Consider the following 14,127-nt stretch of genomic DNA (forward strand, 5'->3'; position numbering starts at 1 on the left):
AGCACACGCATCGCATTTCATCACGACAAAAAAAGCTTGTTTTAAAGCCTTAAACTCGCGTCAGATCACGCAGCGCGCCGCCCGGTTGCGCAGCGCGCGAATCGCGCTATACGCGGTGAGCGCCGACGTCTTCGGGTTATCGGGCAGCGGTTTGCCGCACATTTCCAGCGACATTTCGCCGAACGCGCCGCGCGCCACGATGCGGTGCACGTTGCGCTCGACCGCCGGATCGGCGATCAGGCGCACCGTGGTGTGATCCAGACCCAGGCCCGCAAGCGCGATGGTCGCCGCCACGTTCGCGTTCTTCGGAAAGAGCCGCGCCGCTTCGCGCGCGCTGCCTTCGAAGATCACCTGCTCTTTCGTGAGCGAGCGCAGATCGCAGACCTTTTCCGCCGGCGTATCGAGCCAGCCCAGCGGCGGCTTGCGGCCCGTGTACAGCACTTCGTCCAGGCCGCCGAGCTTCGCCGCCGACAGCGCGTCGATACCGCCGATCGCGCCCGAGAGCAGCGTGAGCGTCGCGTCGCCCTCGTCTGCCGCGAGCGACAGACGTTCGAGCAGATCGACATCCGAAAGCGCGCCGATCGACGCCACCGCGCAATCGGTGCCGCTTTGCAGCAGCGGGACGACGTGATCGACGAGCGCCGCGTGGCCCGCGCATTCGAGCGCGAATTGCGGCTTCGACGAAAGCAGTCTCACGGACGAGACCACTTCCACCGAACCATCGACCTGCTTGCGTACGTCGTCGGCGTGATGCTCGGGCACGATCACATGCGATACATGCACGAGCGGGTCCGCTGCGACCGCGCGATAGACGGCCTGGCCGATCGCGCCGAAGCCGATCATCGCGATGTCGATGGGCGCATGTGCTGCGTGGACCGCGTTTCCGTTATGCATGTTCCGGTTCCTCTTTGCGCACCGGCGGCCCGGCGAACACGGCTTCGAAGCTGCCCACGGCCTTCATGTCCACTTCGAGCAGCACCGGGCCGTCGAACGCCATGCCTTCGGCGATCAGCGCGTCAGCGTTGTCGAGCGACGAGAGGCGATAGTGTTTCAGCCCCAGGCTCGCGCAGAATTGCGAGAACTCCGGCTGGTGCAGATCGACGAACATGCGACGGCCGCCGTACTGCGCGTCCTGAATGTTGCGGATCACGCCGTAGCACTGGTCGTTCATCAGCACGATCATGACGTTGGCCTTTTCCTGCACGGCCGTCGCGAGTTCGCCGACGTTGACCATCAGGCCGCCGTCGCCCACGAGACACACGGTCTTGGCCGCTGCATTCGCCAGCGCCGCGCCGATGCCCATCTGCATGCCCTGGCCGATGCCGCCGCCCAGCGCATGCACGCCCGCGCGCGGTGTGAAGATCTTCAGGAGGCGATTGCCCCACGTGCTGTTCGAGATCGTGACGTCGCGCACCCAGTTATAGTCGCGACCCACGGCGCGCTGCAGCGCTTCCACGAGGCGGCGATACGGGCCGAGACCCTTGGCCGTTTCTTCGACAGCCGTATCGCGCGCGGCGGCCAGATCGGCGGCGAATTCCGGGTCGACCTTGATTTTGTTCTCAAGGCGCGTCGCGAGCGCGTCGAGCACGCGCGCGGCATCGCCGTGCACGAACAGCGCGTTGCGGTAGCCGCGGTTGTCGGCCAGCGCGTCGGCGTCCACGCGATAAAGCGGTTGCGGCAGACCGAGCTTGTACTTGAGCGTTTCGTTGCCGCGCAGGCGCGAGCCCACCACGAGCATCGCGTCACAGGTCTTGTAGAAGCGCTCGACCGACGGGCTCACATTGAATGCGCCCAGCGTCGCCGGATGATCTTCCGGCAGCACGCCACGGCCCTGCACGCTCGTCACCACGCCGAAGCCCAACGCCACCAGACGCTCGACAGCCGCGCGCGCGTGACGCGTGCCGCCGCCCAGCCACAGCAGCGGGCGCTTCGCCTTCGCCAGTTCGTTCGCCAGTTGTTCGACGCGCGCTTCGTCGTGCGTGAGCGTCGTGAGATGCGGCGCGCCCAGATCGGCGGGCCAGTCAGTCAGCGCAGCCTGAATGTCGATGGGGATTTCCACGCTCACCGGGCCGCTCGGTGCGGTCTGCGCGACGCGCACGGCTTCACGGAGGGTCGGCAGCGCCGTTTCGACCGAGCGCACGCGGAACGCCGCCTTCGAGATCGACGAGAGCATCGTCAACTGATCGGGCGCTTCGTGAATGTACGCGAGGTCCTGATCGAGGTATTCAGTTTCGATCTGGCCGGTGATGTGCAGCAGCGCCGTGCCTGCCGTGAGGGCTTCGACCATCGCGCCCGCGGCGTTGCCCGCCGCCGTGCCCGTGCTGGTGAACGCCACGCCGAGGCCGCCCGAGACACGCGCGAGGCCGTCGGCCATGTTGACAGCGCCGGCTTCGCCACGCGCACCGACATAGCGGATCTTGCCGCGCACGCCGATGGCGTCGAGGATCGGCATGTTATGGATCGAAATCACGCCGAAGGCGGTTTGGACTCCACATTGTTCGAGGAACGCGGCGATCAGTTCGCCAACGGTGGTTTGCTTAGACATGACGTGCGACGCCTCCAGATACATCGATATGACTGCCCGTCGTATAGGACGACAGGGACGTGGCCAGATAAAACAGCGCCTGGGCCGCTTCTTCAGGAAGGCCGAAGCGGCCCAGTGGAATGTGCTTCTTGCGTGCGAGTTCGCCGGTCCATGCCTGCCAGCTTTGGCCGGCGGCCTGCGCGGCGGCGTCGTTCTCGTAGCGGCGGCGCCATTGGCCCGACTCCACGATGCCGATCAGGATCGAGTTCACGCGGATATGCTCGGGCGCGAGTTCCCCCGCGAGCGACTTGATGAGGCTCAGCACGCCCGCGCGCGCCGACGAAGTCGCCACCATATGCGGCTCGGGCTGCAGCGCCAACAGCGAATTCACGCAGACGATCGAGGCGTTACGCCCTTGTTTTGCAGTGCTACGCAGCATCGGCAAAAACGCGCGCGTCGGACGGATGATGCTGAAATACTTGAGATCGAGTTCTTCGCGCCAGGCTTCGTCGGTGGTATCCGCGAAGGTGGAGACGCGGCCCTGGCCAGCGTTGTTCACCAGCATGTCGGCGCGGCCGAAGCGTTGCTCCACGGCATTCGCGAAGGCGGTGACGTCGTTTGCGTCGAGCACGTCGCAGCGCACGGCCAGCAATTGCGCCTGCGGATGACGCTCGCGCAGTTCGCGCTCAGCGCGTGCGAGGCGGTCGCTGTCGCGGCCGCAGATCGCGGCGGATGCGCCTGCCTGCAGAAAGAGTTCGGCGCTCGCGAGGCCGATGCCGGACGAACCGCCCGTCACCACCGCCACCTGGCCGGTCAAATCGAGTTGAATCATTTGATCCCCAATGCCTTCATGTACGACGTTTTCTTGCCGACCGCGCTATTTGCACCACGCGCAACCTGCATTCCGGGTCGGTAATTCAGGCGCTTCGAAAGTTCATCGGCGGCGTGACGGACCTTGTCGATCAACCCGCCATCCAGCAGCGCCGCCTCGATGCCCGGACGCGGAATCGTTGTGGTCACAACGGCTGCGATGCGGCCCGTGTCGTTGCGCACCGGCGCCGACACCACGGAAATGCCGCGCTCGAACGACGATTCGCTCACCGCGTAGCCGCGCTCGGCGTCTTCGCGAATGCGCATGTAGAGTTCCTCGACCGTGTCCGGCGTCGAAGGTGTGAAGCGCTCCAGATGCGGCTCCGGATAGAGCGCGCGCAGATCGTCGAGCGTGAGGTCGCCCATCAGGACCTGGCCATGCGTGGTGGCGTGCGCGGGCAAGCGCGTGCCCACGTTCACCTTCACCGAGCTGAAGATCGGCGCGTGGCTCTGCGCCTTGGCGACGAAGACGATGTCGCGGCCATCGCGGATTACGATGTGCGAGGTCAGGCCGGTGGCGTCGCGCAGCGACTCGATGAGCGGCAGGCCCAGATCGGTCAATTCCAGCGAACTCAGATATTCGAAGCCAAGGCGCAGCACAGCCACGCCCAGGCGGTAATTGCGGTCACGGTCGGCGCGTTCGAGAAAGCCCAGCGATTCGAGCGTTTGCAGCAGACGGAATACTGTCGTGCGCGGAATGCCCAGACGGCGCGACAGTTCGGGCGCGTCGAGCACCGGCTCGCGCGGCGAGAATTCGGTCAGAATGCGCAGGCCCCGTTCCAGACCGGGCACGCGGTAACTCGTGTCGCTGCGGTCTTCGTCGGCGTCGGGGGACGCGCTGGCGAGGTCGGCTGTCATGGCTGAATAGTTTCCTGAGATGGCTGATGGGTACGGCAAAAGGTATCGAGCAGCGTGTTATAGGCTGCGGGCTGTTCGATATAGCCCGCGTGGCCTGCGTGCTCGATCAGGTCGAACGGCGCTTGCGCGATCTGCGCGAGACGCTCGCAGGCGGCGGGCGGCGTGATGGAGTCTTGCGCGCCCACGGCCACGGCCATCGGCACACGTCCCGCGCATTGCGCGAGATCGGCGGCGAGATCCGCATTCGCGAGCAGATGCGTGGCCTGCGCGTAACCCTGCGGGATCACGCGCGCCATGTTCCAGCGCACCCAGGCGCGTGCGGCGTCGTCTGCATGCGGCGACAGCATATTGGCGCTGCGCTTTTGCGCGAGCCCTTGCGGGCCGAGTTCGGCAAGCATGGCCAGACGCGCGTCGCGCTTGTCGGCGCGCACCTGCGGATCGGCCGCGCCATAGCCGCCCGCAGGCGAAATCAGCAGCAGACCGCTCACGCGTTCAGGATGCGCGGCGGCGAATGCGCCCGCGATGATGGCGCCAAGCGAATGCCCGACCAGCACACAGCGCACGATGCCCAGCGCGTCGAGCCAGTCGCCCAGCACGCGCGCATAGTCGGCGGCGACGGGCGACGCGCTCGCGACCGGCGTGGACGCGCCATAACCCGGCGCATCCCAGGCCAGCACGCGGCGCGCGCCGCCCAATACTTCGAATTGCTGCACCCACGAAGCCGCGCCGGAGCCGATGCCATGCAGCAGCACGAGCGGCAGTGCCTCATTGCCGTCCATCGCGTCATTGACTGCCTCGCGATAGCCCACGCACGCCTCGCCCACTCGCACGTCGCGCTGCGCAAAGCGCGCGAGCCGCGTGTCGAGCGTGGCGGCTGATGAGGCGTGAATATCGATCGCTTCGTTCATGACTTGAGTTTCTGGCTGGCTTCGTTGGGTTGACTATTTAGCGATGCTTACTTCTGCATATCGCGCTTGATCTTCGCGAGCGGCGAATCCGGCGGATACGTCGGCGTAATAGGCTTGGACGAGCCGAGCATCACGCACATCAGCGCGTCTTCCTCGCCGATGTTGATTTCCGTCCGGTAGACGCCCGGCGGCACCGAGATCAGATCGCGCTCGCCGAGCACGGCTTCCCACGTTTCGCCGTCTTTCTCGCAGATCACTTTCATCTTGCCGCGCAGCACGAAGAAGATTTCTTCCACGTCGATATGAATGTGGCTCGGGCCGATGTTGCCGGCCGGAATCACCATCGTCGAGAACGTGAAGCCGCCCGAAGGCACCGTGTTGCTGTCCTTCGCCACGCCGGTGCCGCCCGTGCCCACATAGCGCATCTGCGCGCGGCGGTACTTCGGGTCGTAATCGGCCTGGAACTTCAGGGCGTCCCAGTCGTAGCGGCGTGTTTCATAGCGCGCCACGCGGCTGTTCATCCAGTCATCAAAGCTCGCATCGGCGGGACGGTCCCACGACTTGCGATCGATATCGGTATCGGCCATCGCTTTCTCCTTTCTAGCTTTCGAACGTTCGATTCGAACGAGTCAATTCATCACAAAGCCGCCGTTGACCGGCAGCAGTTGCCCGGTCACGAAACGCGCGGCGTCGGTCAACAGGAACAGCACGGGGCCCGTGACGTCTTCGGGCACCTGAGGGCGCTGCAACGCGCGTCCTTCGAGGTAGAACGCATGACGCTCGGCGGGCACGTAGGCCGTGGCCTCCACTTCGGTCAAACCCGGCGCAATGGCGTTGACGGTGATGCCGTCCGCACCGAACTCGCGTGCGAGCGAATGCGTCATGGCGATCACGGCGCCCTTGCTGGCCACATAGGCGAGCAGTTTTGGCGCACCCCATAGTGCGGTGTCCGAAGCGATATTCACGATGGCGCCGCGACCCGAATCGCGCAGCCAGCGCTGCGCGGCCGTGCACATGAGCCAGGTGCCGCGCACGTTCACGTCCATCACGGCGTCCCACGTCGAGACAGCGATCTCACTGGCGAACTTGCCGCCCGAATTGGTGATGGCCGCGTTGTTGATGAGCGCGTCCACGCCGCCCATGCGCAGCGCGGCGGCTTCCACGAAAGCGTTGATGCTCTCGGGCTGGGCGAGATCGAGCGACAGGAACGCGACGTCGTGGCCTTGCGCGATCAGCGAGCGCGCCAGCGCTTCGCCCGCATCGTTCAGCACGTCGCCGAACACGACGCGCGCACCGCTCTTCGCGAGCGTGTTCACGAACGCCGCGCCAAGACCGCGCGCGCCGCCCGTGACGATCACGCGGCGACCCGCGAGTGCGCCCTGCGCCGACGTGTTGACCAGGTTGCTATCAAGCATGGCTGTGCCCGGCTTGCGTGGCAGCGGGTTGCTGGGCGCGGAATGCGTCGAGCTCCGTCATGTGCTGCTGCGCACGCTGGCGCAGCATACGGCGCACGCGCGTCATGCCCACGTCGTGCTGATAGAGGAATTCCTGATCGCGCGCGTTCGGCGCCATGCTTTCCAGGACGTAGCGGTCCTGCTCCAGCACCGCCCAATGCAGACCTTCCAGGCGATTGCGGTACAGGAAGCGCCATGCGTCGCGCTGCCAGCCCTGCACCTTGCGCGTGCGCCAGAAGTAAACCTGGCAGTTGTCTTCGTCAACGGGTACCGCGAAGCCGATGATGCCGAAGCTGCCGCCCGGGCCGAACTTCTTCTTGTACGGAATCGCCAGACGCATCCACAGGCAGCCGGTTTCGCCCAGTTCGACCCAGTCGAAGTTCACGTCGCGCTGGCCGGTCTTCTCGAACATGAGGCCGGTGTCAGTTTTACGCACGCGCATATCGGCCTGCTTGTCGCCTTCGGCCATCGAATGCGACGTCGCGTGCAGATAGGCGCCGTGCATCGGGTCCATCACATTGTCGATCGCATACTGATAATTGCACTTCCAGTGCGACATGCACAGGAAGCTCGCGTACTCCTCGCCCACCAGTTCTTCGGGCAATTGCAGCGGCGCGGGTTCCTTGTGCGCATCGTCGCCGAACCACAGGAAGATCGCGCCCGCATGTTCCTGCGCGGGATACGACTTCACGCACTTCTGGCCTTCGAGCGGGCACGCGGACACAGCCGGCACGCTCTGCACGGTGCCGCTGCCGTCAACTTCGATGCCGTGATACCAGCACGCCACGCGATTGCCCAGATTCCAGCCGAGCGACAGACGCGCGCCGCGGTGCGGGCAGCGGTCTTCGAGTGCGTTGACCTGGCCGTCCTTGTCGCGCCACAGCACGATCTGCTCGCCAAGGCGCGTGATGCCGATGGGCGCGTCGCCCACCTGCCAGCTCGGTGCAACGGGATACCAGTAGTTCTTGATGCCGCGATCCAGATACGCGCGGACCGGATCGGCGCCGCTCACTGCGGCGGCTTCGGATGTGGAGGTCATGTGGGGTCTTCCGTGTTCGGGGTGTCCGGGTGCCGGCTTAGTCAGCGAGCAGTCGGAATTCGGCGGCGAGGCGCTCGGCGTTCCAGGGCGAGCCTTCCGGCGTGCGAAAGCCAATGCGGTTCAGGCCCGCCACCACGTCGTCGAGTTCGACGGCGCCCGCTTCGAACACCTGTTCGAGCGCATCGCCGAAGTCGTTCTCGTACTGCGTCGGCTCGGCCTTGCGGTTTTGCCAGACCATGTTTTCCTGCTGGCCCGGCTGCTCGATCACGCCCTTGCCGGCGACGTTGTTCGGCTGCGGCGCGAGCCACGGCTTGAGCATCGGATTGAAGTTCACGGGGATTTCTCGCATGTCATTCCACCTTGATCTGGATTTCTTCACCGGCGAGGCGCACGGCGTATTGCTTGAGCGCGCGGCCACCGGGGCCCTTGATGCACTGGCCGGTCTTGATGTCGAACACCGCCTCGTGCAGCGGGCACTCGACCGTGCCTTCATCGACGAAACCTTGCGTCAGCAGCGCATACGCGTGCGGGCACACGTTTTCGAGCGCATAGACCTCGTCGCCCACCTTGTAGATGCCGATCTCCGTGCCATCGAGCTTGAACTCGATCGGTGCGTCATCGGACAGATCGCCGGCATGCCCGGCGCAGCGCCATTCTTCAGCCATTTCTCACCTTTCCCGATCAACCGTGTTCCACATAAGGAACATTAGTTTATGTATGGTCATTATAGGAGTCGTCGCCCAAGGACAAAATAAAAATCCGACGCCCCTGGGGAAAATACCGAGCCGATCCTGAAAAGGGCATGAATGAAGCTCTCCGCGTCACCCTCGCCGGTTGCTAAAACGCTTGCCCGGCAAGAGGTTACGCGCGTGATTGCAGCGATCGTGCTAGTCCGCACCTGGGGCAACTACCGTCCCAGAAAAGTATTTTGGCGTCCCGCAGGAATCACTATACTTTCCATAGGCAGCACATCTATCCATATATGGAACAAATAGATGCGATGCGGGTAGCGAACACGGATCACGAAACGGGCCGTCATTGATCAGAAGCGCGCCGTGCCGTGTGAACAGGGCCAAAGGTTAGGGGTTAGCCAGGCCGGATTCGCGTCCGGTCATTCGTCATACGATCAGGAGTCCAAAGTTGAAGCACTTCATTGCCGCGGGGTTGACGGGCATCTGCGCCGTCTCATCTGCATGGGCGCAAAGCAGCGTCACGCTATACGGCAGCCTGGATGCAGGCGTGGCCTACGTCAGCAACGTGGGTGGCCATTCGAAGTGGATGGAAGAACAGGGCAACATGCAGCCCGACCGCTGGGGCCTGCGCGGCCGTGAGGATCTGGGCGACGGCCTGAAGGCGATTTTCCAGCTGGAAAACGGCTTCTATACGAATACCGGCGCGATGGCGAAGGCGGGCACGCTGTTCAATCGCCAGGCGTTCGTGGGTCTGAGCTCGGACCGGTTCGGTACGCTCACGCTCGGCCATCAGACGCCGTTCTCGTTCGACGTGCTCGATCCGTTCAGCACGGCTTATCTGGCGGCGAGCTGGTACGCGTTCCACCCGGGCAATATCGACGAACTCGCGGATACCGGCGTCGTGCCCTACGACAACTCGGTGAAGTATCGTTCTCCTGAATTTTATGGCTTCACGGCGGGCGCGATGCTCGGCCTCGGCAATACGTCGAACTTCTCGACCGGCCGCACGATGGCGTTTTCGCTCAGTTACGCGAATGGTCCGTTCAAGGCAGGCGCGACGTGGTCCAACGAGCACGACCGCTCAGTGTCGATGTCCACCACGGGCCTCACGACCTTCCAGGGGCAGTCCGCCGCGACCTATATGGCCGACAAGGTGGAAAACATGGGGATCGGCGCGTCGTATTCGTTTGGCAAGGTGCTGCTACACGGCCTGTATACGCGCACGAAGCTGCAATCGAACGGTTACTCCGACACGTTCCAGAGCTACGACGCGGGCGCGAACTACCAGGTGACGACGGCCAACAGCATCGTGGGCGGTGCAGCTACCACGACGCTATCGGGCCGACGCTGGACCCAGGTGATGATCGGCGATGTGTATGCGCTCTCGAAGAGCACGCAGGTCTATGTGAACGCGTTGTACGAGCACGCCAATTCGGACGCGCAGGCGGCGTTCTTCACGGCGGGCGTGTCGAGCGGGCGCAACCAGACCATCGTGCTCACCGGCATCCATCACTCGTTCTGACGCGCAAGGCCTGATGCCTGGCGTCAGGTCTCGGGCATCAAGCCCCGTGCAGACTGCGCCGTTGCGTGGCATGCGCGGCCTGGGCCGCGGTCGGGTCGCCCGGCAGCGGCCGGTAGTTCAGGCAAGCGGAAAGATCCATCGCGGCGGCGCAGACGGCGGCGACGAGCGGCGCGCGCTCGACGTCGCCGATATCCGAACGCGGCACCGTTGCGGTCAGCGCCGCGACGATGCTGCCCGACTGGTCGCGCACCGGTGCGCTCACCACCGAAATGCCGGTTTCGAACGACGCCTCGCTGAGCGCGTAGCCCTGCTCGGCGAACTCGCGCACGCGCGTGTAAAGGTCGGCGACGGTGGCGGGCGTGCGCTCGGTGTAGCGCTCCAGTTGCTTCTCGGGATACAGCGCACGCAGCTCGACGAGCGAGAGATCGCCCATCAGCACCTGGCCGTGCACCGTGGCGTGTGCGGGCAGGCGCGTCCCCACATGCACCTTCACGGAGCTGAACATCGGCTCGCGCGTCTGCGCCTTGGCCACGAAAACCACGTCGCGCTGGTCGCGGATCAGCAAATGCGTGCTCAGCCCGGTCGCGTCGCGCAGACGCTCCAGCACCGGCGTGCCGAAGTCGGTCAGTTCCAGCGAACTCAGGTATTCGAAGCCCAGGCGCAGCACCGCCACACTCAGCCGATACTGGCGGTCGCCGTTGGCGCGCTCGATGAAGCCCAGCGCTTCGAGCGTTTGCAGCAGGCGAAACGTGGTGGTGCGCGGAATGCCGATGCGCCGCGACAGTTCGGGCGCGCCCAGCACCGGCTCGCGCGCCGAGAATTCCGCGAGGATGCGCAGGCCGCGCTCCAGGCCCGGCACGAGATAGGTGGAAACGCCGCCGCCCTCTTCGTCGGCGTCGATCTCCGCCTGAGCGGGTTGCGTCTCCTCGGCAGGCAGCGCGTCGCGCTTGCCCGGCGCCGCGCCACGGCGCGCGCCAGTCGTATTTTTAGTGGCCATTGGCGGCTTGAACCTGCTTGAATCTGTTGGACCGTTCGGTGATGGGGGCAATGATAACGCGAAGCGCTGCTCCCACCTATGAAACAGAATTCAAGCGATGGACGCCCGACTACTCCCCCGGAAAGCGCCCGCCGAACATCGGGTAGCCGCCGGCCGATGCGGCGCGCGTGGCTTCGTCCTGAAGCACGTCCCAATGTTCGACGAGCCTGCCGTCCTCGATACGCAGAATATCGACGGCAATCAACGCAGCAGCGCTCGCCGAACTGGTGTAGCGGCTATGCACCCAGACGAAGTCGTCTTTGGCGATGACCCTGTCGTACTCGAAGCGCACGTCACCCATCGCGCGCACGAGGCCGAACAAGCCTTCACGGCCCGCAGGGACGTGGCCGCTGTGCTGAACGTAATCTTCGGACCAGAACTGCGCGGCCTTCGCATAGTCCTTGCGGTTGAACAGCGTGTCCAGCGCTTCCAGCACCAGAGCCGTGTTCTGCGCTTCGATCGTTTTGGTCATGACCTTGACTCCTTCACTGCGCGACACCGGAGCGTTATTCGACCGGAATCGGGTTATCGACGATGTACTGATTGAACTGCTCCACGAACGCGTGCTCGTTCGGCCCGGCGTTGTCGCGCATCGGCTTGGCGCCGTCCACGACGACTTCGGTGGTGGCCGTCTCCAGCCGCTCCAGCGTCTGGGCGATAAAGGCGTCGAGCGGCATGGCGCGCGGGTCGCCGCTCTTGCGCACGAGATCGGTGTCCACCCACGGCGGCGCGATTTCGAGCACGCGCACGCTGGTGTTGCGCAACACGAAGCGCTGCGACAGCGAATACGAGTGGATCGCCGCCTTGGTAGCCGAATACAGCGCCGTGGCCGCAAGCGGCACGTAGGCGAGCACGGAACTGTTATTGATGATCCACGACTCGGGCTGGCGCTTCAGATGCTCGACGAAAGCCGCGCTCACGCGCACCGGGCCGAGCAGGTTCGTTTCCACCAGGCGCACGGCCGCCGCGTCGTCCAGCGCGCCACCTGCATCGTCGAAGGGCATGATACCCGCGTTGTTGATGACCACGTTCAGCGACGGATAACGCTCGATCAGTTGCTGCGCCGCCGCGCGAATCTGCCCGGCATTGCCGATATCGAGTTCGACCGTGTCGATGGCCGGGTTCAGCTTCGTGATCTCGTCGAGCAGCGCCTTGCGCCGTCCCGCCACGATGACCTTGTTGCCGCGTGCGCTCAAGGCTTCCGCGAGCGCGCGTCCGATGCCGGAAGTGCCGCCCGTGATGAAAATGGTGTTTCCTGTGAATTTCATGATTCGATATCCTTATCAAATGAATTGACTTTCGACCTTGGAATACAGCATGTTTCTCAAGCATCCGTATAACGGCTTGCGGGAGTCTTGTCCGACAGATGCGGGGCCATCGTGCGGCGGGAAGCTTCATAGGCGTCCCATTCCTCGCCTGCATGCAGCGACGGAATCGTCACGAGTTCGCCGCGCTCGAAGCCCTTGAGCGCCGCGTCCACCAGTTCGTGCGCCGACATGACGATCTCTTGCGGCAGATGTTCGACCGGCAGGCCGCCGATCTGCCAGAAGTCCGTAGCCGTGGCGCCGGGCAGAACCGCCTGCACCTGCACGCCCTTGGCCGCCAGTTCGTGATGCAGCGACTGGCTGAAAGCCAGCACGAACGCCTTGCTGCCGCCATAAACGCCGTTGAGCGTCTCCGGGGAAATCGCCACGATCGACGAGATATTGATGACCGCGCCCTTGCCGCGCGCGACGAACCCCGGCACCGCCGCGTAAGTCAGCCGTGTGAGCGCGCCCACATTGAGGTCGATCAGGCGCGACATGGCGTCCACATCGCTTTCGAGCAGCGGCGTGTGCGTGCCCACGCCGGCGTTGTTGACCAGCAGCGTGATGCTCGCGTCTTCCTTGAGCTTCGCTTCCACGTTTGCGAGATCCGCGCGGTCGTTGAGGTCGGCGTCGATGATTTCGACGCTGCGATGCGTCTCGTTGGTGATGCGCTCGGCCAGCGCGATCAGGCGCTCGCGGTTGCGGGCGACCAGAATCAGGTCGTAGCCGCGCGCGGCGAGCCGTTGCGCGTAGACCGCGCCGATGCCCGACGATGCGCCCGTAATGAGGGCCGTACCTGCGTGTGCTTGTGCCATGATGAGACTCCTTTTGTGTGGATTCGCGAGGATGAAAGGTGATGCCGTGAATGCATTCTGGCGTTCTCGCGCTGTGACGGAAATGACGTATTTAGGTATGATTCCGGACATCGGATGACCGGAGAACCGCCATGCACCGGATCGGCTTTTTGCTGAGCGAGGGCTTTCAGATCATGACGCTTGCACCGCAATCGGTGTTCGAGCACGCGAACCTGACAGCGGGCCAGGACTTCTACAAGCTGGAGAATTTTTCGCCGGAAGGCGGCGAGGTCCGCTCCTCGCTGCATATTCCGGTCGGCACGCGCGCGCTGCGCGGGCGCATCGACATCGATACGTGGATCGTCGCCGGTGTGAACGACCCGCTCATCGAGCCGCCGCCGCCCAAGATACTGACGTTTCTGCGTAAGGCCGCGCCGCGCGCGCGCCGGATCGCGGGCATCTGCACAGGCGCCTTCGTGCTGGCCGCCGCGGGCCTGCTCGCGCAGCGGCGCGCCACTACGCACTGGTTCTATGGGCGCGAAATGCAGAAGCGCTTTCCGGACATTCGTGTGGAAGAGGACCGCATCTATATCGTCGATGGGCCGATCTGGACCTCGGCGGGCATGACGGCGGGGCTGGATCTGGCGCTCGCGATGGTGGAAAAGGATCTGGGCGCCGATATCGCGCGCTCCGTGGCGCACAAGCTCGTGATGCACCAGCGCCGCGCGGGCGGCCAGTCGCAGCATTCGGAAATGCTCGATCTCGCGCCCAAGTCGGACCGCATCCAGAACGCGCTCAACTACGCACGGCAGAATCTGCATGGTTCGCTTACCGTGGAAGAGCTGGCCGAACGTGTGCATCTCAGCCCGCGCCAGTTCAGTCGCGTCTTCACGCTCGAAACCGGGCAGTCGCCCGCGAAGGCGATCGAAGGGCTGCGCCTGGAAGCCGCGCGGCTGATGATCGAACAAAGCCGCCATCCGCTCGAAGTGATCGCCAGGGAAACCGGCTTTCGCGACCGCCGCCATCTGCGCGAGGCGTTCATGCGCGGATTCGGCATTCCGCCCCAAGCCGTGCGCCGCGAGGCACGCGGCGAACAACGCCTTGCGTAGAGGCCCGCTGCACT

Annotated in this window: 16 protein-coding genes; 2 read left to right on the forward strand and 14 right to left on the reverse strand. The window is 64.6% G+C overall.

Translation table 11 applies throughout. The annotated features are described in order from the left end of the window. Positions 1-60: 60 nt before the first annotated feature. Genes B0G62_RS11755 through B0G62_RS11800 form a run of 10 tightly spaced genes read right to left on the reverse strand, consistent with a single transcriptional unit; the run spans position 61 to position 8,318 of the window. A complete protein-coding gene (locus tag B0G62_RS11755) occupies positions 61-894 on the reverse strand; it encodes an aspartate dehydrogenase (protein WP_103704349.1) in 834 nt (277 codons plus the stop codon). After that, positions 887-2,545, reverse strand: coding sequence for a thiamine pyrophosphate-binding protein (locus tag B0G62_RS11760; protein WP_103704350.1), 1,659 nt, complete (start codon positions 2,543-2,545; stop codon positions 887-889). Before B0G62_RS11760 ends, B0G62_RS11755 begins: the two co-directional genes overlap by 8 nt. Then, complete coding sequence (locus tag B0G62_RS11765; protein ID WP_103704351.1) at positions 2,538-3,356, reverse strand: SDR family oxidoreductase; 819 nt, start codon at positions 3,354-3,356, stop codon at positions 2,538-2,540. The genes B0G62_RS11760 and B0G62_RS11765 overlap by 8 nt, the downstream gene beginning before the upstream one ends. After that, positions 3,353-4,252 (reverse strand): IclR family transcriptional regulator, encoded by a 900-nt coding sequence (locus B0G62_RS11770; RefSeq protein ID WP_103704352.1) that lies wholly within the window; start codon positions 4,250-4,252, stop codon positions 3,353-3,355. The genes B0G62_RS11765 and B0G62_RS11770 overlap by 4 nt, the downstream gene beginning before the upstream one ends. Next, the gene (locus B0G62_RS11775) at positions 4,249-5,160 is read right to left on the reverse strand and encodes an alpha/beta fold hydrolase (RefSeq protein WP_103704353.1); all 912 of its coding nucleotides are present in this window, start codon (positions 5,158-5,160) and stop codon (positions 4,249-4,251) included. The genes B0G62_RS11770 and B0G62_RS11775 overlap by 4 nt, the downstream gene beginning before the upstream one ends. A 47-nt stretch (positions 5,161-5,207) precedes the next feature. Continuing rightward, positions 5,208-5,747: a cupin domain-containing protein gene (locus B0G62_RS11780; RefSeq protein ID WP_103704354.1), complete on the reverse strand. Its 540-nt coding sequence runs from the start codon at positions 5,745-5,747 to the stop codon at positions 5,208-5,210. A gap of 42 nt (positions 5,748-5,789) precedes the next feature. After that, positions 5,790-6,575: an SDR family oxidoreductase gene (locus tag B0G62_RS11785; protein WP_103704355.1), complete on the reverse strand. Its 786-nt coding sequence runs from the start codon at positions 6,573-6,575 to the stop codon at positions 5,790-5,792. After that, positions 6,568-7,653, reverse strand: coding sequence for an aromatic ring-hydroxylating dioxygenase subunit alpha (locus B0G62_RS11790; protein ID WP_103704356.1), 1,086 nt, complete (start codon positions 7,651-7,653; stop codon positions 6,568-6,570). The genes B0G62_RS11785 and B0G62_RS11790 overlap by 8 nt, the downstream gene beginning before the upstream one ends. 37 nt (positions 7,654-7,690) lie before the next feature. Beyond that, on the reverse strand, positions 7,691-8,002 hold the full coding sequence (locus B0G62_RS11795) for a recombinase-like helix-turn-helix domain-containing protein (RefSeq protein ID WP_103704357.1): 312 nt from the start codon (positions 8,000-8,002) through the stop codon (positions 7,691-7,693). 1 nt (position 8,003) lies between these two features. Beyond that, complete coding sequence (locus B0G62_RS11800) at positions 8,004-8,318, reverse strand: non-heme iron oxygenase ferredoxin subunit (RefSeq protein ID WP_103704358.1); 315 nt, start codon at positions 8,316-8,318, stop codon at positions 8,004-8,006. 475 nt (positions 8,319-8,793) lie between these two features. Here B0G62_RS11800 and B0G62_RS11805 point away from each other — a divergent pair, with 475 nt between their 5' ends. Continuing rightward, positions 8,794-9,867, forward strand: a complete 1,074-nt coding sequence (locus tag B0G62_RS11805; protein ID WP_103704359.1) for a porin — start codon at positions 8,794-8,796, stop codon at positions 9,865-9,867. Positions 9,868-9,904: 37 nt separating this feature from the next. On the opposite strand, the gene B0G62_RS11810 is transcribed toward B0G62_RS11805, so the two are convergent. The 4 genes from B0G62_RS11810 to B0G62_RS11825 all read right to left on the reverse strand — a co-directional run bounded on the left by B0G62_RS11810 (position 9,905) and on the right by B0G62_RS11825 (position 13,025). After that, on the reverse strand, positions 9,905-10,864 hold the full coding sequence (locus B0G62_RS11810; RefSeq protein ID WP_103704360.1) for an IclR family transcriptional regulator: 960 nt from the start codon (positions 10,862-10,864) through the stop codon (positions 9,905-9,907). 109 nt (positions 10,865-10,973) lie between these two features. Further along, a complete protein-coding gene (locus B0G62_RS11815; protein WP_103704361.1) occupies positions 10,974-11,375 on the reverse strand; it encodes a nuclear transport factor 2 family protein in 402 nt (133 codons plus the stop codon). A 34-nt stretch (positions 11,376-11,409) separates the two neighbouring features. Beyond that, positions 11,410-12,171: an SDR family oxidoreductase gene (locus B0G62_RS11820; protein WP_103704362.1), complete on the reverse strand. Its 762-nt coding sequence runs from the start codon at positions 12,169-12,171 to the stop codon at positions 11,410-11,412. Between the two features lie 56 nt (positions 12,172-12,227). Continuing rightward, positions 12,228-13,025: an SDR family NAD(P)-dependent oxidoreductase gene (locus tag B0G62_RS11825; protein WP_103704363.1), complete on the reverse strand. Its 798-nt coding sequence runs from the start codon at positions 13,023-13,025 to the stop codon at positions 12,228-12,230. 131 nt (positions 13,026-13,156) lie between these two features. On the opposite strand from B0G62_RS11825, the gene B0G62_RS11830 reads away from it, so the two are divergent. After that, entirely contained in the window at positions 13,157-14,113 is a 957-nt protein-coding gene (locus B0G62_RS11830) for a GlxA family transcriptional regulator (protein ID WP_103704364.1), read from the forward strand. Positions 14,114-14,127 lie beyond the last annotated feature (14 nt).

The sequence above is a fragment of the Paraburkholderia eburnea genome, assembly GCF_002917095.1.
Lineage (GTDB): Bacteria > Pseudomonadota > Gammaproteobacteria > Burkholderiales > Burkholderiaceae > Paraburkholderia > Paraburkholderia eburnea.

Coding starts and splice junctions, on each gene's coding strand:
- B0G62_RS11785 (WP_103704355.1), bottom strand. CDS start 6,575: ATGCTTGATAGCAACCTGGTCAACACGTCGGCGCAGGGCGCACTCGCG.
- B0G62_RS11780 (WP_103704354.1), bottom strand. CDS start 5,747: ATGGCCGATACCGATATCGATCGCAAGTCGTGGGACCGTCCCGCCGAT.
- B0G62_RS11825 (WP_103704363.1), bottom strand. CDS start 13,025: ATGGCACAAGCACACGCAGGTACGGCCCTCATTACGGGCGCATCGTCG.
- B0G62_RS11800 (WP_103704358.1), bottom strand. CDS start 8,318: ATGGCTGAAGAATGGCGCTGCGCCGGGCATGCCGGCGATCTGTCCGAT.
- B0G62_RS11755 (WP_103704349.1), bottom strand. CDS start 894: ATGCATAACGGAAACGCGGTCCACGCAGCACATGCGCCCATCGACATC.
- B0G62_RS11815 (WP_103704361.1), bottom strand. CDS start 11,375: ATGACCAAAACGATCGAAGCGCAGAACACGGCTCTGGTGCTGGAAGCG.
- B0G62_RS11775 (WP_103704353.1), bottom strand. CDS start 5,160: ATGAACGAAGCGATCGATATTCACGCCTCATCAGCCGCCACGCTCGAC.
- B0G62_RS11760 (WP_103704350.1), bottom strand. CDS start 2,545: ATGTCTAAGCAAACCACCGTTGGCGAACTGATCGCCGCGTTCCTCGAA.
- B0G62_RS11795 (WP_103704357.1), bottom strand. CDS start 8,002: ATGCGAGAAATCCCCGTGAACTTCAATCCGATGCTCAAGCCGTGGCTC.
- B0G62_RS11770 (WP_103704352.1), bottom strand. CDS start 4,252: ATGACAGCCGACCTCGCCAGCGCGTCCCCCGACGCCGACGAAGACCGC.
- B0G62_RS11830 (WP_103704364.1), top strand. CDS start 13,157: ATGCACCGGATCGGCTTTTTGCTGAGCGAGGGCTTTCAGATCATGACG.
- B0G62_RS11790 (WP_103704356.1), bottom strand. CDS start 7,653: ATGACCTCCACATCCGAAGCCGCCGCAGTGAGCGGCGCCGATCCGGTC.
- B0G62_RS11810 (WP_103704360.1), bottom strand. CDS start 10,864: ATGGCCACTAAAAATACGACTGGCGCGCGCCGTGGCGCGGCGCCGGGC.
- B0G62_RS11820 (WP_103704362.1), bottom strand. CDS start 12,171: ATGAAATTCACAGGAAACACCATTTTCATCACGGGCGGCACTTCCGGC.
- B0G62_RS11765 (WP_103704351.1), bottom strand. CDS start 3,356: ATGATTCAACTCGATTTGACCGGCCAGGTGGCGGTGGTGACGGGCGGT.